This is a genomic window from Clostridium sp. RTP31139st1_H3_RTP31139_211217, assembly GCF_040227035.1.
GTDB classification, from domain to species: Bacteria; Bacillota; Clostridia; order Clostridiales; family Clostridiaceae; genus Clostridium; species Clostridium saudiense.
Window position 1 is genome coordinate 1 of the sequence record NZ_JBCOAB010000039.1, and the last position, 19,630, is coordinate 19,630.

Sequence of the window (19,630 nt, forward strand, 5' to 3'; positions counted from 1 at the left end):
TTGGATACAAGACACCGTTAGAAGCATTTAACGAAGAACAAGCTAAGTGTTGCACTTAGCTTGACAATTCGTCATATTAAAAAAATTGGAATGATTTTATTAATTGTATTAAATTAAATAATGGAATATAATTAATATATAATGCAATTATAAGCAATTATAGATATTTTTTGTGGGAGGAGTAAAGGCGTGAACACTGAAGAATCGAAAGATGGTAAATTAAAAGCTGCTATGTCTAAAAATAAGAAACTAATAATTATAATAGCAAGTATTGTAGTATTGGTTACAGGGATATGTGGTGCTTATGTTTTGAGTGTCAAAAACAAAGTTGAAGCATGGAATGATAAAATATATCCTGGTGTACAAGCTTATGGAATAGATTTAGGTGGTAAAACAAAAGAAGAAGCAATAGATTTAATTAATACTCAACTACTTTCTTTAATTGGTGATAAAGTAATAAAGGTTTCAGTTGGTGATAATTCATTTGAATTAAAATATTCAGATGTTAATCCAACAGTAAGTGCAGATGAGACTGTGGAAGAAGCTTTAGAATATGGAAAAGATGCCAAATTATTTGAAAAAAAGAAAATGATAGAAAATGGTGTAGAGGTTAATGTTGATACTGTATTAAGCTATGATGAAGAAAAAGTTAATGAATTTGCAAACAACGTTAATAATCAAGTTAAAGTTGAGGCAGTAGATGCAACTATTTCGATTAGTGGCAGCAATATATCAGTTACTCAAGAGACTAATGGAAAGCATATAGATGTAGAGGCTTTAATAAATGAGATAAAAGGTTGTATAGACCCAGATCCAGAAAAGGCAGAAGAAGTAAGTGTTGAGTTACAAGAGTATTCTCCAAGGATTACAGCGGAGGCATTAAATAAAATTAATGGAATAATGTCATCATTTTCAAGTACATTTAGCCAATCAGATTCTGGAAGAGTTGAAAATTTAAGAATAGCTACTGGATATATTAATGGAACATTATTAATGCCAGGTGATGAATTTAGTTATAATAATACTATTGGACCAACAACTCCAGAAAGAGGATATAAAGAAGCAAATACATATGTAGGAGCAACAATTGTCCCAGGATATGGTGGAGGTGTATGTCAAGTATCAAGTACTCTATATAGGGCAGTAATACAAGCTAATATAAGATCAACTGAAAGAAGAAATCATTCAATGACAGTTGGATATGCTAAGCCAGGACTTGATGCCACAGTTGCAGCTGGATACATAGATTATAAGTTTGTAAATACTTATGATTTCCCAGTTTATATTCAAGGGTACTTATCAGGAAATCAAGTAGTATTTAATATTTTTGGGAATAAGGAAGCTATGGGTGGAAAAACTTATGAGCTTGTTAATGAAATATTAGAAACTTACAATTATGGTACAGAAGAAGTTAAAGATGCTTCATTAAATGAAGGAACAAGAATTGTTAAATCATCAGGAGCAAATGGATGTAAGGCAAGTGGATACTTAGTAACTTATGAAAATGGAGTTCAAATAAATAAAGAGCTTATATCTACAGATGTTTACTCAGCAAGAAATGAAGTTGTTAGTGTTGGTACGAAAAAGGTTGAAGCTCAAGTAGAACAACCTGCAGAAACAACACCAGAACAGCCAACTGAAGAAACACCAGCAAATTAAATAAAAAAATTTACATAATAAAATATTGTAAATTATAAAATGGTCATAATATATGTTAGGGACGAAATATAAGTCAATAACATTATATTATGACTTTTTTTATAAAATAAAAAACCTTTTATAAGTATAAGTTATAAAATATAATGTATGGTTTTAAGGAGTAAAGTTGGAAGGTAAGGAGTTTTATATGAAATATAAGATGGTATGCATAGATATGGATGGCACTTTGTTAGGGAGAAGAAAGGGAATTTCAGAAGAAAATAAAAGAGCAATAAAAGAAGCGCATGATATGGGAGTTGAAATAGTTGTAACTACAGGCAGATTATATAATAATGCATTGTATTTTTCGAAATTTTTAGGTGTAGATTCTCCTGTAGTAGCAGCTAATGGTGCTATTGTTATAGATCAAAAAACTAATGAGGTTATATATGAATGTTCTATTCCTAAGGAAGAATGTATTAAAATACTTGAGATATTAATAAAATATAATACTTTCTTTCAATTTAATACGAAAGACACTATTTACTGTAATAATTGGTTAACTAAAGTATCGACGCAGTGTTATATGACAAAACAAGTGTGTTGTGAACATTTAAATGTAAAATATATAAATGTTAGAAGCAAGGAGGAATGGATAAGAATATTTAATAATGAGGATATGGATAAGTCCATTGTTATAAGCCCCTTTAAGTCCACTATATTAAAAATTAAAAATGAAATAAATAGTTTGAACGATATTGTTAGTTTTTCATCAGGAGGACATAGCTTAGAAATTAATTATGGAAATGCATCAAAAGGAAATGCAGTTAAAGCATTAATAGATAAGTATAATATTAGTGAAAAAGAGTTGATTTGCATCGGAGATAATGAAAATGACATGTCGATGATTGAATTAGCAGGATTAGGAATAGCAATGGGGAATGCAATTCCAAAGATTAAAAATATAGCAGATTATATAACTGATACTAATAGGAATGATGGAGTTGCAAAGGCTATTAATAAATTTATATTAAAAGAAAAATAGTTTAAATAATTGTTATAATAATAGCATAATATATAATATAAAGAATAATAATTATCTATTCAAAAATTAACAAACTGTAAAATGCTTTGACTATTAAAAGACTATATAGTATCATAAAGTATATATAAATAGTGTAAAGTAAGATGTTATATCATCTTACTTTTTGTTTTGGAAGGTGAAATCTTTGAATTTAAATATAGTTTTATATCAACCAGAAATACCGCAAAATACTGGAAATATAGCAAGAACTTGTGTTTTAACAGATTCAACACTTCATTTAATAAAACCTTTAGGGTTTAGTATTGATGATAAGGCTGTTAGAAGATCAGGTTTAGATTATTGGAAAGACTTAAAATTAGAAGTGCATGAATCATATGAAGAATTCATGGCTAAATATGGAGATAAGAGAATATTTCTAGCTACTACTCACGGAGGAAATATATATTCAGATGAAAAGTTCCAAAAGGGAGATTTTATAATGTTTGGAAGAGAATCATCAGGTGTTCCTAATGAAGTACATAATGCACATATGGGAATAAGAATACCTATGATACAAACTAGCACAAGAAGTTTAAACTTATCAAATACGGTAGCAATAGTAGCTTATGAGGCGTTAAAACAGATTGGTTTTCCAAATATGAAATAATAATAATAGGGGGTACTTGTATGGAAAAAATTAAGATCATTACTGATAGTACTTTAGACTTACCAGCAGATCTTGTTAGGGAAAAGGGAATTGAAGTTTTACCTTTATTAATTAACTTTGGAGAAGAAAGTTACCTAGATGGAGTAGAAATAAATACACATGATATGTTAGAAAGAATAGAGAAGGAAAATATTCTTCCTACAACAGCTCAAGTTACACCAAGCAGATTTGAAGAAACATTTAAAAAATATTTAGATGAAGGATATAAGATTGTAACATTAACATTATCATCAGAAATGAGTGGGACATATCAATCAGCATGTATAGCAAAAAATATGTTAGAAAGTGATGATATAGTTGTAATTGATTCTAGGAATGTAACATCTGGATTAGGTGTTTTAGTATTAAAGGCATGTGAATTTAGAGATAATGGAGATAATATCTTTGAAATTGAAGAAAAAATTAAAAATTTAATTCCAAAGGTTAAGAGTTCTTTAAGTTTTGAATCACTAGAAAACTTAGTTAGAGGTGGAAGACTTTCTAAAACAGCAGGAACAATTGGTAGTGTTTTAGGGTTAAGACTTATTTTAGAAGTAAAAGATGGGCAAATGGCTGTCAAAGATAAAGTTAGAGGTAGTAAAAAAGCTTTAAAGAAAGTTATTTCTGATTTTGAAAATGGAAATGTTGATTTTGATTCTCCAATAGTAATAGATGAAATTTTAAATGAAGAAATATATGAAGGACTTAAAAAGTATTTTGAAGAAAAAAATATAGAGTATATTCATGGAATAGTTGGATGTACGGTGGGAATACATTCAGGGACTAAAGCATGTGGAGTTTTCTTTATTGAAAAATAATGTAATAGCAAGTAATAACTTTATAGTTATTCTTGCTTATTTTTTTATATTAATTGGAAAAAATTTAATGAATAGATATACATAATTAGTATAAAATATAATAGTAAACTTATAAAAGATGATTTTGAAAGCTGGTAAAACATAGATTTGGTGAGAGTAAAAACTCATTATAAGCAAAAAAAAGAAAAAAATATAAAAAAAATTACTAGAAAGACTTTCAAATTTTAGATATCTGTTTTATAATAATAAATGTGGGACATAAAAGTCATTGCTGGGACGTTTTTAGTCCAAAGGAGGGTCTGTGGTGCAGGAAATATTAGAGTTGCAAAGAAAGATAGTTCCTGAGCTAGTGGAAGTCCTGGAAAAGCGATATAATGTTTTAAGGACAATTTATTATAACCAACCTATTGGAAGAAGGATACTAGCAAATGAACTTAATCTTGGCGAAAGAGTAGTTAGAAATGAAATTGATTTATTAAAATCACAAAGCTTAATAGAAATTAATACCCCTGGTATGACAGTTACAAAAGATGGACAAAAAGTATTAGATGGATTAAAAGAATTTATCTATGAAATTAAAGGGTTAAACGATATTGAGCAATGTATTAAATCATTTTTAGGCGTAAAAGATGTTGTTATAGTTCCAGGAAATGTTGATGAAAATCCAGAAACCATTAAGGAACTAGGTAGAGCAGCAGCTAACTATATAAAGAATCTTATTAAAGATAAAGATATAATTGCCATAACTGGAGGAAGCACAATTAAAGAAGTGGTTGAAGCTTTTCCAAAGGTAAATAATGTTTCAGATGTTCTTGTTATTCCTGCTAGAGGCGGAATGGGAAGAAAAGTTGAAAGTCAAGCTAATTATCTAGCAGCATCGTTAGCAAATAAACTTGATGGAACTTATAGATTATTACACATTCCTGAAAATGTAAGCCATAAAGTATTAGAAGGACTTCTTAAAGAAAAACAAATAAAAGAAGTTATTGATACTATTCATAATGCTGATATTTTAATTTATGGAATAGGTAATGCAATTCATATGGCTAAAAAGCGTGGATTGTCAGAAGAATATATAAGTAAACTTCAAGAGTTAGGAGCAGTTGGTGAAGCTTTTGGATGTTATTTTAATAAAAATTCAGAAGTTGTTTCAGAAAATACACCAATTGGAATAAATATTAATGATACTAAAAAAATTAACACGCATATTGCTGTGGCTGCAGGAGAAAATAAAGTGGAAGCTATTATTGCAGCTGAAATGAATAATTCAAATGCTGTTTTAGTAACAGATGAAGCTGCAGGAAGAAAAATTGCTGAATTAATTAAGTTAAATAAATAATACTTAATTAGAATAAAGTTTGTTAATTAAGATATTTCAACATATTAATTACGATTTAAAATTTAATTTTAAATATATAATATCTATTTTTAGGAGGTAATTGTAATGGTAAGAGTTGCAATAAACGGTTTTGGACGTATAGGACGTCTTGCATTTAGACAAATGTTTGGAGCAGAAGGGTATGAAATAGTTGCTATCAACGATTTAACAAGCCCAAAAATGTTAGCTCATTTATTAAAATATGATTCAGCACAAGGTAGATACGCTTTAGGTGATACAGTTGTTGCTGGAGAAAATTCTATCACTGTTGATGGAAAAGAAGTTAGAATATATGCTGAAGCTGATGCTTCTAAATTACCTTGGGGAGAAATTGGTGTTGACGTAGTTTTAGAATGTACTGGATTCTACGTATCAAAAGCTAAATCTCAAGCTCACATTGAAGCAGGTGCTAAGAAAGTTGTTATATCAGCTCCAGCTGGAAACGACCTTCCAACAGTTGTATTCAACGTAAACCAAGATATATTAACTGCTGAAGATAACATAATTTCAGCTGCATCTTGTACTACAAACTGCTTAGCTCCAATGGCTAAAGCTTTAAATGACTACGCTACAATCCAATCAGGAATAATGTCAACAATCCACGCTTACACTGGAGACCAAATGATCTTAGATGGTCCTCAAAGAAAAGGTGATTTAAGAAGAGCTAGAGCTGGGGCTGTTAACATAGTACCTAACTCAACTGGAGCTGCTAAAGCTATCGGATTAGTTATTCCAGAATTAAACGGAAAATTAATCGGTTCTGCACAAAGAGTACCAGTTCCAACTGGATCAAGCACAATCTTAGTTGCAGTTGTTAAGGGTGAAAATGTAACTGTAGAAGGAATCAATGCTGCTATGAAAGCTGCTTCTAACGAATCATTCGGTTACACTGAAGAAGAATTAGTTTCTTCAGACATCATCGGAATCAAATACGGTTCATTATTCGATGCAACTCAAACAATGGTATCTGAAATCGGAGAAGGATTATACCAAGTTCAAGTTGTTTCATGGTATGACAACGAAAACTCATACACTAGCCAAATGGTTAGAACTATTAAATACTTCGCTGAATTAGCTTAATTTTTAATAGATAATTATATATACGGATTAGATGCTTACAAAAGCACTCTTATAAGATCCTAAAATGGGTCCGGTCTCTAAGGCATACTTATAAGACCGGGCCTATTTTAAAATTATAGATAAAATTATGAATAAATTATGAGGTGAAAAGAATGAGCTTTAATAAGAAAACAATTGAAGATGTTCAAGTTAACGGTAAAAGAGTTTTAGTAAGATGTGACTTTAACGTTCCATTAAAAGATGGAGTTATCACTGATGAAAATAGATTAGTAGGAGCTCTTCCAACAATCAAGTACTTAGTTGAAAATGGAGCTAAAGTTATACTTTGCTCTCACTTAGGAAAAGATGCTTCTAAGACTTTAGCACCAGTTGCTGTAAGATTAAGCGAAATGTTAGGTAAAGAAGTTGTTTTCGCTAGAGATGAAGAAGTTGTTGGAGAAAATGCTAGAAAAGCTGTTGCTGATATGAAAGACGGAGACGTTGTATTATTAGAAAACACTAGATGCAGAAAAGAAGAAACTAAGAACGGAGAAGAATTATCTAAGGAATTAGCTTCTTTATGTGATATCTACGTTAATGATGCATTCGGAACTGCTCACAGAGCTCACTCTTCAACTGAAGGTGTTACTAAGTTTGTAGATACAGCTGTATGCGGATACTTAATCCAAAAAGAATTAAAATTCTTAGGGGAAGCTGTAAACAACCCAGTTAGACCTTTCGTTGCTATATTAGGTGGATCTAAGGTTTCTGATAAAATAGCTGTTATCAACAACTTATTAGAAAAAGTTGATACAATCATCATTGGGGGAGGAATGGCTTACACATTCTTAAAAGCTCAAGGATATGAAATCGGAACTTCTTTATGTGAAGATGATAGAATGGACTACGCTAAGGAAATGATAGCTAAAGCTGAAGCTAACGGTGTTAAATTCTTATTACCAGTAGACCACAGAATTGCTGATGGATTCAAGGATGTTGAAGCTACAGTTACTGAAGATCAAAACATTCCAGCTGGATTCATGGGATTAGATATCGGACCTAAGACAGAAGCTTTATATGCTGACGCAATTAAAGATGCTAAGACTGTTATCTGGAACGGACCAATGGGAGTATTCGAATTCGAAAACTTCAACAAAGGAACAATTGCTGTTGCTAAGGCTATGGCTGATGCAGATGCTACAACAGTTATCGGTGGAGGAGACTCAGCTGCTGCTGTTAACATCTTAGGATTCGGAGACAAAATGACTCACATCTCTACAGGTGGTGGAGCTTCATTAGAATTCTTAGAAGGTAAAACTTTACCAGGAATCGCTGCTTTAAACGATAAATAAGAGCTGTTAATAGTTAAGTAATAAAGTCTGCTTTGGCTGACTTTAGAAAAATATATTTTTTAGAAACTGCATTAGCAGTTTCTAACTTAATTATTAATTAAAATTTTGAAAAATTTTTTATAGAGGTGAATACAATGAGAAAAGCTATTATCGCTGGAAACTGGAAGATGCACTACACTCCAGAAGAAGCTGTTAAAGTTATAAATGAATTAAAACCATTAGTTAAGGATGCTACTTGTGATGTAGTAGTTTGCCCTACTTTTGTTTGTTTAGATGCTGTATTAAAAGCAGTTGAAGGATCAAACATCAAAGTTGCTGCTCAAAACATGCACTTTGAAGAAAAAGGAGCTTTCACTGGTGAAGTTGCTCCAGGAATGTTAGAAGCTATGGGAGTTAGCTATGTTGTTTTAGGACATAGTGAAAGAAGAGAATACTTCAACGAAACTGATGAAGCTTTAAACAAGAAAGTTAAAGCTGCTTTCGCTCACAACTTAACTCCAATCCTTTGCTGTGGAGAAACTTTAGAGCAAAGAGAAAATGGAACAACTAACGAAGTTGTTGGAGCTCAAATCAAAGCTGATTTAGAAGGTTTATCACCAGAATTAGCAGAAAAAGTTGTTATAGCTTACGAACCAATCTGGGCTATCGGAACAGGAAAGACTGCTACAGATGAGCAAGCAAACGAAACAATAATGGCTGTAAGAAGCGTTGTTGCTGAAATGTTTGGTCAAGAAGTTGCTAACAAAGTAAGAATCCAATATGGTGGATCAGTTAAGCCAGGAACTATAAAAGCTCAAATGGCTCAATCTGATATCGATGGAGCTTTAGTTGGTGGAGCTAGTTTAGTTGCTACTGATTTTGCTCAAATCGTAAACTACTAGAATTTAATAAAAAAAAAGAAATCCTCTGCTAGGGATTTCTTTTTTTATTAAATTATTTAGAATCAATAGTTTTCTTAAGAAGTATTTTACTTATATTAATCATATATTCATTATAGTTATATAAATTGTTTATAGAATTTGAAAGTTGATCTAAGGCTAATTTTATTGATTCTATTTCATTACATATATCTATTGATGAATTCTCTAAACATTTCTTTTCAATATTAATAAATTCATTAATGATTGATGATAATTCATTTTTACAATCATTATAGTTTTTTGACATTTCTAAATTGTTAAAGTCGACAACATTCAAATAATTAATTAATGTAGCATTTTGAATTAATTGGTTTCGTACTTCTTTTATTTCCTCAGCATTATTTTGAAAGTTGAAAAATGTTTCTAATGTACTAATTGAATCAGATAAAGTTGAAGATTCATCATTACTATTAGAATTAGTTGTATTAGTTGATGTTAAGGAAGTAAAACTATTACTAATATTCTTAGAGTTATTTATGAATTTTTTTGCAAGTAGTGGAGGAATAGCCATTAAAGCAGTAAAGATACTACTAATCCAACTTATAAAAGTTTTTTGATTACCAATGGATTGCGAAATATTATTTGATGATTTTTCAAGAGAATCCCTATGAGCAGCTATAAGATTACTAACAGAGTGAAGAATTTTTAACTTAGCATTATTAGAATTGGTAACAAGGGTTTCAAAATCTTTTGAAGCAGGATAAGTTATACTACTATCAAAAATTGTTTGATTTATGGAATCATAATCTTTAATTAAATCAACAAGTGTATTTTTATCTTCTGTTGATATTATTCCATTATTTAAAAGTGTATCTGAATAATCATAAGCATTGTTTAAGTTAGTTTCATAATCATCTTTATATTTTGAATTGCCTGTTACTATAAAAGATTCTTGAGAATCACTCATTTCAGTTATTGTAGTTTTAAAGTTATCAAGCTCAGTTATTGTATTCCTAATATTATCTGAATTATTTAAAGTATTTGATAGCGAAGAATTGTTATAAAATACAAAGAGATTTAATGTCACAATTAGCGTTATTGCTAGAATTATAATATAAATTAAAAGCTTTTTCATAATAAACCATCCTTTGTAGATATTCTAATTCATTATATGAAAAGAAATAAATATTAAGTGACTTTAATAAATAATAAAATAATTATTGATAAAAATGCTAAAAATAAATTATCAGAAAATTTTTTAGACAATCGTTTACAAAAAAGTATCTATATTGTTTAGAAATAATAATTATAGTATAATAAAAATGGTTCAATAAGAATACTAATGACGAGTGAGATTCAGAGAGGACTTAAGCTATATGATGAAACTCACAAGGTTATAAGTCTTTTTGAAACTAAAAAGTATTTATATATTTGGAGGGAATTATGGCTAAGAAACCTGTAATGTTAATGATATTAGATGGATTTGGAATTGCTCCAGAAGGTGATGGAAACGCAGTTGCAGCTGCTAATAAACCAAACTTTGATAAATTAGTTGCAAACTATCCTCACTCAGAATTACAAGCAAGCGGAATGTTTGTTGGATTACCAGATGGACAAATGGGTAATTCAGAAGTAGGACACTTAAATATTGGTGCAGGAAGAATTATATACCAAGAATTAACAAGAATAACTAAAGAAATAAACGAAGGTGGATTCTTTAAAAATGAAGCATTATTAAGAGCTATGGAAAATGCTAAAAAAGATAATAGTGCATTACACTTAATGGGATTATTATCTAATGGTGGAGTTCACTCTCATATAGATCACTTAAAAGGATTATTAAAATTAGCTAAAGAACAAGAAGTTAAAAATGTATATGTTCACTGCTTTATGGATGGTAGAGACGTTGCTCCAGGTTCAGGAAAAGACTTCGTTGTTGAATTAGAAAACTACATGGCTGAAATCGGAGTAGGTAAAATTGCTTCTATTTCAGGAAGATACTATGCAATGGATAGAGATAACAGATGGGAAAGAGTACAATTAGCTTATGATGCAATGGTACTTGGAAAAGGTGAAACTGCTACATCTGCTGTTGAATGTATGGAAAAATCTTATGCTGATAACAAATCAGATGAGTTCGTATTACCATGCGTTATCGAAGAAAATGGAGCTCCAACTGGAACAATAAAGAATGGGGATTCAGTAGTATTCTTTAACTTCAGACCTGATAGAGCTAGAGAAATAACTAGAGCTATAAACGATAAAGAATTTGCTGGATTTGAAAGAGAAACTTTAGATTTAGTATTTGTAACAATGACTCAATACGATAAGACTTTAGAAGGTGTTGAAGTTGCTTACAGACCAGAAGCAATAACTAATACTTTAGGTGAATATGTTGCTTCTAAGGGATTAAATCAATTAAGAATAGCAGAAACTGAAAAATATGCTCACGTTACATTCTTCTTCAACGGTGGTGTTGAAAAAGAAAACGAAGGTGAAGATAGGGCTCTTATTGCATCTCCAAAGGTTGCAACTTATGACTTAAAACCAGAAATGAGTGCACCAGAATTAACTGATGAATTAATAAAGAGATTAGATTCAGATAAGTATGACATGATTATATTAAACTATGCTAACCCAGATATGGTTGGACATACTGGAGTAATGGAAGCTGCTAAAGCTGCTGTTGAAGCTGTTGATACATGCTTAGGAAGAGTAGTTGATAAAGTTTTAGAATTAGATGGAACAGTGTTTATAACTGCTGACCACGGAAATGCTGAAACTATGATTGACTTAACAACAGGAAATCCATTTACAGCTCACACAACTGATCCAGTTCCATTTGTATGGGTATCTAACCACACAGAAGGTAAGTCTTTAAAGGATGGAAAACTTGCTGATATAGCACCAACAATGTTAACAGTTATGGGATTAGATGTTCCAGCTGAAATGTCAGGTGAATCTTTAATAAAATAGTATTTTAGGAGAGGGGGAATCCCTCTCTTTTTTGTGTGTATAGTTTGAATATCAAAACATTTGACAATTTTAATATTTACATATATAATTTCTTTACAAAACAAAACACAGCTATTATAAAGTTAGTGGAGGATTAAAATTATGGGAATAAAGATAATAACGGATTCAGCATGTGATTTAACAAGAGATTATATAAAAAATAATAATATAGGATTATTGTCATTAATATTAAATTTAAATGGACAAGCAATAAAAGATGATTTAGGTGAAACTTTAAGTTATAAAGATTTTTATAATAAGATGAGAGAAGGAGCAACACCGACAACATCTCAAATAAATGCTCATGACTTTGAAGAAGAATTTATTAAATATATAAAAAATGGAGATTCAATTATATATATATCATTATCATCAAGTTTAAGTGGGACATTTAATAGTGCTAATATAGCAAAGAATAATTTAATGAATGAATATCCAAATGCAAATATTTATTTAGTTGACTCATTAAGTGTTTCTGTTGGTCAAGGGTTACTAGTAGCTAAAGCATGTGAAATGAGAGATAGTGGAATAGGGGCTGAAGAAATAGTTAATTGGCTAGAAGAAAATAAGAGAAAAGTAATACATTCCATATTAATAGATGATTTAAATCATTTAAAAAGAGGTGGACGTATTTCAGGTGCAACTGCTGCTATTGGAGGTCTTTTAAATATTAAGCCAACTTTATTTTTAGATGATGAAGGTAAATTGATTCAAGGTGAAAAAATTAAAGGTAAGAAGAAGGCATTAAGATTTTTAGTAAATGAAGTTAGAGAAAAAGCTGTAGATACTGAAAATGAAATATTATATATATGTCATGGTGATTGCTTAGAAGAAGCAGAAACTTTAAGAGATATGATTTTAGAAGAAGTAAAATTTAAGAATGTAATTATAAATTATGTTGGAAATGTTGTAGGTGCTCATGCAGGCCCAGGAGTTTTAGCAGCAGTATTTTTAGGAAGTAATAGATAAAAGTTAAACTGTATAAAAACTATAAGTAGTTTTTATACAGTTTTTTTATGTTTTTAATGAAATTATTATGGTATTATTAATGGCTTTTTGGTGGTAATATAAACAAAAAATCAGTAATATCGATTAATATTAATAAGATTTTAAATAATATTGATTTAAGGAGGTAACTATAATAAGTTAGAGTTGAAAATTAATTTTGTGATAATAATATATAATAATTAGGGGAGAAGAGTATGAGTATAAGATTTATAGAAAAACATAAAGTATTTAAATTAGATTCAAAAGATACATCTTATATTATAGCAATAGTAGATGAGGAACAATTTGTTGGACATGTTTATTTTGGAAATAAGATAGTTGATGAAAACGTTAATTATTTATTGCGTATAGATGAGCCGCCATATGTACCATCAAAAAATAATAGAGATAGAGTATCATTTTATGATAGCTTCCCAATGGAATATTCAACACATGGTATAGGCGACTTTAGAGAATCATGTTTGCAAGTAAGAGATAATAATGGACATACAGCTTGTAAACTGCAATACGTATCTCATGAAATATTTAAAGGAAAGAAATCATTAAAAGGACTTCCTGCTACTTTTGGAGATGAAAATGAATGTACAACTTTAGAAATAACATGTTTAGATAAAGATTTAAATTTAGAAGTAGTTTTAGTATATACAACATTTGAAAGTGTAGATGTAATAACTAGAAGTATAAGAGTAAAGAACTGTTCTAATAATCCAGTAACTCTTACTAAAGTGCTATCAACTTGTGTGGATTTTGATGGAGTAAATTATGATATGATTTCTCTTCATGGATCATGGGCAAGAGAAAGACATATTTCAAGAAAGAAGATAAGCTATGGTAAACAAGCTGTATCTAGTATTAGAGGAGAATCAAGTCATCAAGATAATCCATTTATAGCTCTTTTAGATAATGATGCTACTGATGAAAGTGGAAATGTTTATGGATTTAATTTTGTTTATTCAGGAAATTTCTTTACTCAAGTTGAAGGATGTCAATTTGATACAACAAGAGTAGTTATGGGAATAAATCCAGAAGATTTTGCTTGGGTTTTAGAAGAAGGACAAGAGTTTGTAGCACCAGAAGTAGTAATGGTATATTCAAATAAAGGTATAGGAAAGATGACAAGAACTTTCCATGATTTATATAGAAATAATTTAATTAGAGGGCAATTTAAAGATAAGAAAAGACCAATACTTATAAATAACTGGGAAGCAACTTATTTTGATTTTAATACAGAAAAATTATTATCTATAGCAAAAGAAGCTTCAAAATTAGGAATAGAAATGCTTGTTATGGATGATGGATGGTTTGGAAAGAGAAATAGTGATAATTCTTCATTAGGTGACTGGATAGTTAACGAAGAAAAGATTCAAGGTGGATTAAAGAATCTTGTAGATGAAGTTAATAAATTAGGAATGGAATTTGGAATATGGTTTGAACCAGAAATGATTTCACCAAATTCAGATTTATTTAGGGAACATCCAGATTGGTGTATTCATATTGAAGGCCGTGAGCCAGCATTATGTAGGGAACAATATGTATTAGATTTATCTAGACAAGAGGTAGTAGATTATATATATGAAAGTATAAAAAAGGTTCTTTCAAGTGCAAATATAACTTATGTAAAATGGGATATGAATAGGCAGTTAACTGATTTAGGAAGTTTAGCATTGTCACCAGAAAAACATGGTGAATTATTCCATAGATATATGTTGGCAGTTTATGAAATGATGGATAGATTGACTACTGATTTTCCACATATATTACTAGAAAATTGTTCTGGTGGTGGAGCAAGATTTGATCCAGGTATGCTATACTATAGTCCACAAATTTGGTGTTCAGATGATACCGATGCTATTGAAAGATTAAAAATTCAAGAAGGAACTTCAATGGTTTATCCACTTTCAGCGATGGGTGCACATGTAAGTGATTGTCCTAACCATACAGTAGGAAGAACTACACCTTTTGAAACTAGAGGTCATGTGGCATTAGCAGGAACATTTGGATATGAATTAGATGTAACTAGAATACCAGAAAAAGATAGAGAAATGATACCGTCTCAAGTTAAAATGTATCATAAGTATAATGATTTAATAAGAAGAGGAGATTATTATCGTATAGAAAACTTCTCAGAAAATCATGGCTTTGATGCTTGGGAAGTTGTATCTAAAGATAAAAATGAAGTATTAGTAACTTGTGTACAAGTTCTTGGAAGACCAAATTATCACAGTAGAAGAATTAAACTAAAAGGTTTAGTGGAAGATAAAATGTATAAAGTTGAAGAAAGTGGTGAAGTAATTTCGGGAGGAGCATTAATGTATGCTGGACTTAATGTTTCTTTATATGGAGATTATTCATCAAAGTTAATACATTTAACTGCTGAATAAGAGATTATAAAAATTACAAGTAAAGCTATTTAATATATTAGAAACTTATATTGATGATTATAAATTTCAATAATAATGCTAATATTTAAATAGCTTTAAATTTTATGAATTATTAACAATTATTATTAATTATTAGCGATAATTCATTTGTAGATATATTGAGATTGTAAATAATTACATAAGAAAATAGAATTAAAGTAATATAACCCTAATTATTTAGGGGGGAGGTGTAGATCTTTAATAGATAGATAATTATTCATAATCTTTGATAACGTTTTAATATGGGGTTAAAGTAACACATAAAATAGGGGGAGAAAGTAATGAAATTTACGATAAATAAAAGATTAGCAGCTTTAGTATTAGCAACTTCAGTAGCAGTAAGTCAATTTCAAACAGTAGTTTATGCAACTAATAGTTTAAATGTTAATAATTATGGGGTTCAATCTGAGGCAGGAAAAGTAATTTATACAAATGATTTTTCAAATGATGGAACACCTAATGAAGTGGGTGGCGTAATTACAAATGAAAATGTTTCAATTGAAGATGAGATGTTAAAGATTGAAACAAACTTTGATAGCAGTTGGGATTGGGATAGTAATAAGCATGAATTGAATTTCCTTATAGAATCAGCTGAAAATATGGAAAATGGAGCTTTGATAAGCTTTGATATATTAATACCAAGTGATAAAATTGATTTTGAAGGTCAAATTAAATTTAAGGGTGCATTGAAAGATACAGATTGGGTATATAAAAATGGAACGGATGGAGCTTTTGAAAATAAGGATTTTGGAGCTTTAGATAATGGATATTCAAAAGTATCAGCTACAGTAAAGGTAAGTGATACAGTAAATGGTTTAAATGCAGTTATTGTTGAAATAATAGGTGCAGGAACTAATTATACTGGTCCTATATATATAGATAATATTCAAGTTGAAACAATTCCTTCAACAAATGAAGATTCAACACAAATTCCAACAGAAGAAAATGAATATTATGCTAATAACTTTGAAGTAGAAAATGATATGCCTGCAGAAGTAAATGGTGTTATAACACTTGATGATGTTTCAATAGAAAATGAAATGATGAAATTTAACACAAAATTTGATGGAACATGGGGATGGGATGAAAATAAACATGAGTTTAACTTCTATACTTATGCAGAAGATAACATACCAGCAGGATCATTAGTAGAATTTGATATTTTAATACCTACAGAAAAGTTAGAATTTAATGGTGAAATTAAATTCAAAGGTGCCTTAAAAAATGGAGAATGGAAATGGCAAGATGGAACAGATGGTTCATTTACTAAGGATAAATTCGAGGATTTAGGAAATGGATATTCAAAAGCTACGGCATCAGTAACTGTAGGAAGTGAACTACAAGGATTAAATGCTGTAGTAATTCAAATAATCGGAGGGGGAACTGATTATTCTGGAGCGATGTACTTAGATAATATTAAGGTTTATTCAAATACTAGTACTGGAGATGAAGAGCTTACAGAGGTTACTCCGTTAAAATGGAATTTTGATAATGCAAAAGCAGGATTAGAAGGTTGGGAGTTTGGTGGTGTATGGTCACATCAAGGAAAACCTAAGGTTGAATATGATGAAAATATCGGTGGAGGATCATTGAAATTATCACTTGATTTTACTAAAGATACAGAAGTGTCTTGGAGTGAGGTTAAATTACAAAATAATTTTGAAGATGCTATTAATATTAATGGATATAATTTATTATCATATGATTTTATATATGATCCTGAAAAGATGAGCATGGGATCATTTAAAACTAAGTTATATTCAAATGGTGCAATTGATACTTATCAAGATATTCAATTAGAGAATTTAGAAGATATTGATGGGGGATTAAAGAAAGCTAAGATTACAGTTAAATTTGCAGGTGTAAATAAAGACATAGATAGTCTTATATTAGCTGTAATAGGTGTTAATAGTAATTATAAAGGAGATATTTATATTGATAATATAGAATTATCACAAGAAAAAGCAGAAAATATTTATGTTGAGATAACAGAAGAAGTTAAAGAGCAAACGGCTATAAATGTAAGTGAGTTAGATACACCAAATGATGTCAAGTTAGTTGATGAAAAAGTTAGTGCTGAAACAGCATCTTTATATTCATATTTAATGGGACTTTCAAAAACAGATAAAGTTATATTTGGACATGAAAATGATACTCATCATAAAGGTGGAAAATATGAGATTCCAGATGGTGATAGTGAAATAAAATCAGATACTCTAGATATAACGGGATCAATAGCGGGTCTAGTTGGAATGGATACATTATCTTTTACTGGTGACGAATTAGATGGTGGAGTAGATGCAGCAGTACAAGTTGCAATTAAGGCAGCAGAAGAAGGCGGAATAATAACATTGTCAGCACATATGCCTAACTTTGAAATTGTTAAGGATAAAGGGTTAGATGATGAAGGTAATTATGACTATTCAGGATATACTCCAGGTGTTACTAAAGGTGATATAGTACAAAGAATTATGCCAGGTGGGGATTTAAATGAAATATTCTTAGGATATTTAGATTTAATTGCTGACTATGGGAAACAATTAGAAGAAGAAGGAGTACCAGTATTATTCAGACCCTTCCACGAAAATAATGGAAGCTGGTTCTGGTGGGGAAAAGCATTCTGTGATGAGCAAACTTATAAGAATTTATATGCTTATACAGTTGAATACTTAAGAGATGTTAAAGGTGTTCATAATTTCTTATATGTATATTCGCCAGGAGGACCATTTGAAGATGAAGCAGATTATTTATCACGTTATCCAGGTGATGAATTTGTAGATGTATTAGCATTTGATATGTATCATGATAATCCAACTGAAGATGACAATTGGATGAGTGTATTAGAGGAGACTATTGAATTAGTACAAGGTTTAGCTGAAAAGAAAGGAAAGCTTTCAGCAGTATCAGAAATTGGTATGAGAATTGGAAACGGAGGAATAGCTCAAGTAGGTAATATAAGAAAAGACTGGTATAATGAAGTTTTAGATGTTGTATCAGGTTCAGGAATGCCATACTTTATGGTTTGGGCTAATTTTGATGATAAAGAGAATTTCTATGTACCATATAGAATGACTGAAACTACAGGTCATGAAATGATTAATGAATTTATTGATTTCTATAATGATGAAAGATCAATATTTGCAAAAGAAACAGGTGAGTTCTTAAGTTTAGATGTAAATGTTGATGAAGAAGCATATGGATATGGATATATATTAAATCCAATTTCAGGTACAAGAGTTTTAGAGGCAACAACTATATCAGCAGTAATTAAAAATTTAAAGGGAAATGTCTTCTTTGTGATTAAAGATGGAGATGGTAATGAAATCAAAAAGATAAATGCTAAAGATAAAGATGGAGATAGTATTTATACAGCTGATTTAACAGAAAATATATTAGAAAAAATAGGGGAAATTATTGGTTCAATAGATTTAGTTGTTGATAAGGAAGTCATAAGCTCTAATAAGATAATGTTTAATATAAAAGAGCAAGAAAAGTTAGTTAATGTAGTTGATGATTTTGAAAGCTATAGAGGAGAAAGTGCATTATTATTAAATGAATGGGCAACTAATGTAGGTCCTGGATGTACTTTAAATCCTCAAATTACAAGTGAAGCAGGTAATTTTAATGGTGGAAGTTATGGCTTAGAATTTAATTATAAAATTTCTAATGCTAAGACTAGTGAAGGTTGGGCTGGTATGACAACAGCTAAAAATGTTGATTGGTCTGAATATGATGCATTACAATTATGGGTTAAGCCAGATGGAAATGGACAAAAATTAGTTATTCAAATTACAAGTAATGGTGAGGATTTTGAAGTGTTTTTACCAGAGTTTGCAGCAACTACAGAACCACAATTACTAACATTAAAGTTTGAAGATTTTATAGGTAAGAATAAAGGGGAATTTGATCCAGCTAATATTTCAAGTATCGGTATTTGGTGTAATACTATAGTGCCAGAAGGACATGAAGGTGAGTGGACAGTTGAATCTACAATGTATTTTGATGATATTAAGGCAATTAATACATCAGATATTTCAACGCCGGAACCAACACCAAATCCAGAACCAACACCAGATGAAGATGAAAATAAACCAACAGAGCCAGTAAAACCAGATAATGGTGGAAATAATGGTAACAATGCTAATAATGGCAATGGAAACAGTGGGAATGGAAATAATAAATTGCCACAAACAGGTGGAGTAAATAGTGCTATAGCTGTAGTAGCAGCTTTAGGTGCTTTAGTTGGAGGTATTAGGTTAACCAAAAGAAAGAAAAATGATTAAGTAAGATCATAAAAATTTCATAATATATAAATAAGCTGAGAAGATTTATTTTCTCAGCTTATTTTAACT

At 30.1% G+C, this 19,630-nt stretch carries 13 protein-coding genes; 12 read left to right on the forward strand and 1 reads right to left on the reverse strand.

The features are described 5' to 3' along the window. The first annotated feature begins 189 nt into the window (after window positions 1-189). From ABUA17_RS14185 to tpiA, 8 genes are all read left to right on the forward strand, one after another. Window positions 190-1,659: a VanW family protein gene (locus ABUA17_RS14185; protein WP_288161176.1), complete on the forward strand. Its 1,470-nt coding sequence runs from the start codon at window positions 190-192 to the stop codon at window positions 1,657-1,659. A 187-nt stretch (window positions 1,660-1,846) separates the two neighbouring features. Continuing rightward, window positions 1,847-2,683, forward strand: a complete 837-nt coding sequence (locus ABUA17_RS14190; RefSeq protein ID WP_042398594.1) for an HAD family hydrolase — start codon at window positions 1,847-1,849, stop codon at window positions 2,681-2,683. Between the two features lie 184 nt (window positions 2,684-2,867). Then, window positions 2,868-3,329, forward strand: coding sequence for a tRNA (cytidine(34)-2'-O)-methyltransferase (locus ABUA17_RS14195; protein WP_042398454.1), 462 nt, complete (start codon window positions 2,868-2,870; stop codon window positions 3,327-3,329). A gap of 20 nt (window positions 3,330-3,349) precedes the next feature. After that, window positions 3,350-4,186: a DegV family protein gene (locus ABUA17_RS14200; protein ID WP_042398451.1), complete on the forward strand. Its 837-nt coding sequence runs from the start codon at window positions 3,350-3,352 to the stop codon at window positions 4,184-4,186. A 304-nt stretch (window positions 4,187-4,490) separates the two neighbouring features. Next, window positions 4,491-5,525: a sugar-binding transcriptional regulator gene (locus ABUA17_RS14205; RefSeq protein WP_195951634.1), complete on the forward strand. Its 1,035-nt coding sequence runs from the start codon at window positions 4,491-4,493 to the stop codon at window positions 5,523-5,525. 105 nt (window positions 5,526-5,630) lie between these two features. Then, the gene (gap, locus tag ABUA17_RS14210) at window positions 5,631-6,644 is read left to right on the forward strand and encodes a type I glyceraldehyde-3-phosphate dehydrogenase (protein ID WP_005211699.1); all 1,014 of its coding nucleotides are present in this window, start codon (window positions 5,631-5,633) and stop codon (window positions 6,642-6,644) included. A gap of 152 nt (window positions 6,645-6,796) precedes the next feature. After that, on the forward strand, window positions 6,797-7,975 hold the full coding sequence (locus ABUA17_RS14215) for a phosphoglycerate kinase (RefSeq protein WP_042398445.1): 1,179 nt from the start codon (window positions 6,797-6,799) through the stop codon (window positions 7,973-7,975). A 134-nt stretch (window positions 7,976-8,109) separates the two neighbouring features. Further along, the gene (gene tpiA / locus ABUA17_RS14220) at window positions 8,110-8,856 is read left to right on the forward strand and encodes a triose-phosphate isomerase (RefSeq protein WP_042398442.1); all 747 of its coding nucleotides are present in this window, start codon (window positions 8,110-8,112) and stop codon (window positions 8,854-8,856) included. A gap of 52 nt (window positions 8,857-8,908) precedes the next feature. Here tpiA and ABUA17_RS14225 read toward each other — a convergent pair whose 3' ends face one another. Then, complete coding sequence (locus ABUA17_RS14225; protein ID WP_042398439.1) at window positions 8,909-9,970, reverse strand: CHASE3 domain-containing protein; 1,062 nt, start codon at window positions 9,968-9,970, stop codon at window positions 8,909-8,911. Window positions 9,971-10,278: 308 nt separating this feature from the next. Between ABUA17_RS14225 and gpmI the strand changes: the two genes are divergently transcribed. The 4 genes from gpmI (at window position 10,279) to ABUA17_RS14245 (ending at window position 19,561) form a co-directional block, all read left to right on the forward strand. Next, the gene (gene gpmI / locus ABUA17_RS14230) at window positions 10,279-11,811 is read left to right on the forward strand and encodes a 2,3-bisphosphoglycerate-independent phosphoglycerate mutase (protein WP_055276282.1); all 1,533 of its coding nucleotides are present in this window, start codon (window positions 10,279-10,281) and stop codon (window positions 11,809-11,811) included. A 141-nt stretch (window positions 11,812-11,952) separates the two neighbouring features. Then, a complete protein-coding gene (locus ABUA17_RS14235) occupies window positions 11,953-12,819 on the forward strand; it encodes a DegV family protein (protein WP_349818088.1) in 867 nt (288 codons plus the stop codon). Between the two features lie 233 nt (window positions 12,820-13,052). Then, window positions 13,053-15,239 carry an alpha-galactosidase gene (locus tag ABUA17_RS14240; protein WP_055291855.1) on the forward strand — a complete coding sequence of 729 codons (2,187 nt, stop codon included), beginning with the start codon at window positions 13,053-13,055 and terminating at the stop codon, window positions 15,237-15,239. A 320-nt stretch (window positions 15,240-15,559) separates the two neighbouring features. Next, entirely contained in the window at window positions 15,560-19,561 is a 4,002-nt protein-coding gene (locus ABUA17_RS14245; protein WP_349818089.1) for a CIA30 family protein, read from the forward strand. The last annotated feature ends 69 nt before the right edge of the window (window positions 19,562-19,630 follow it).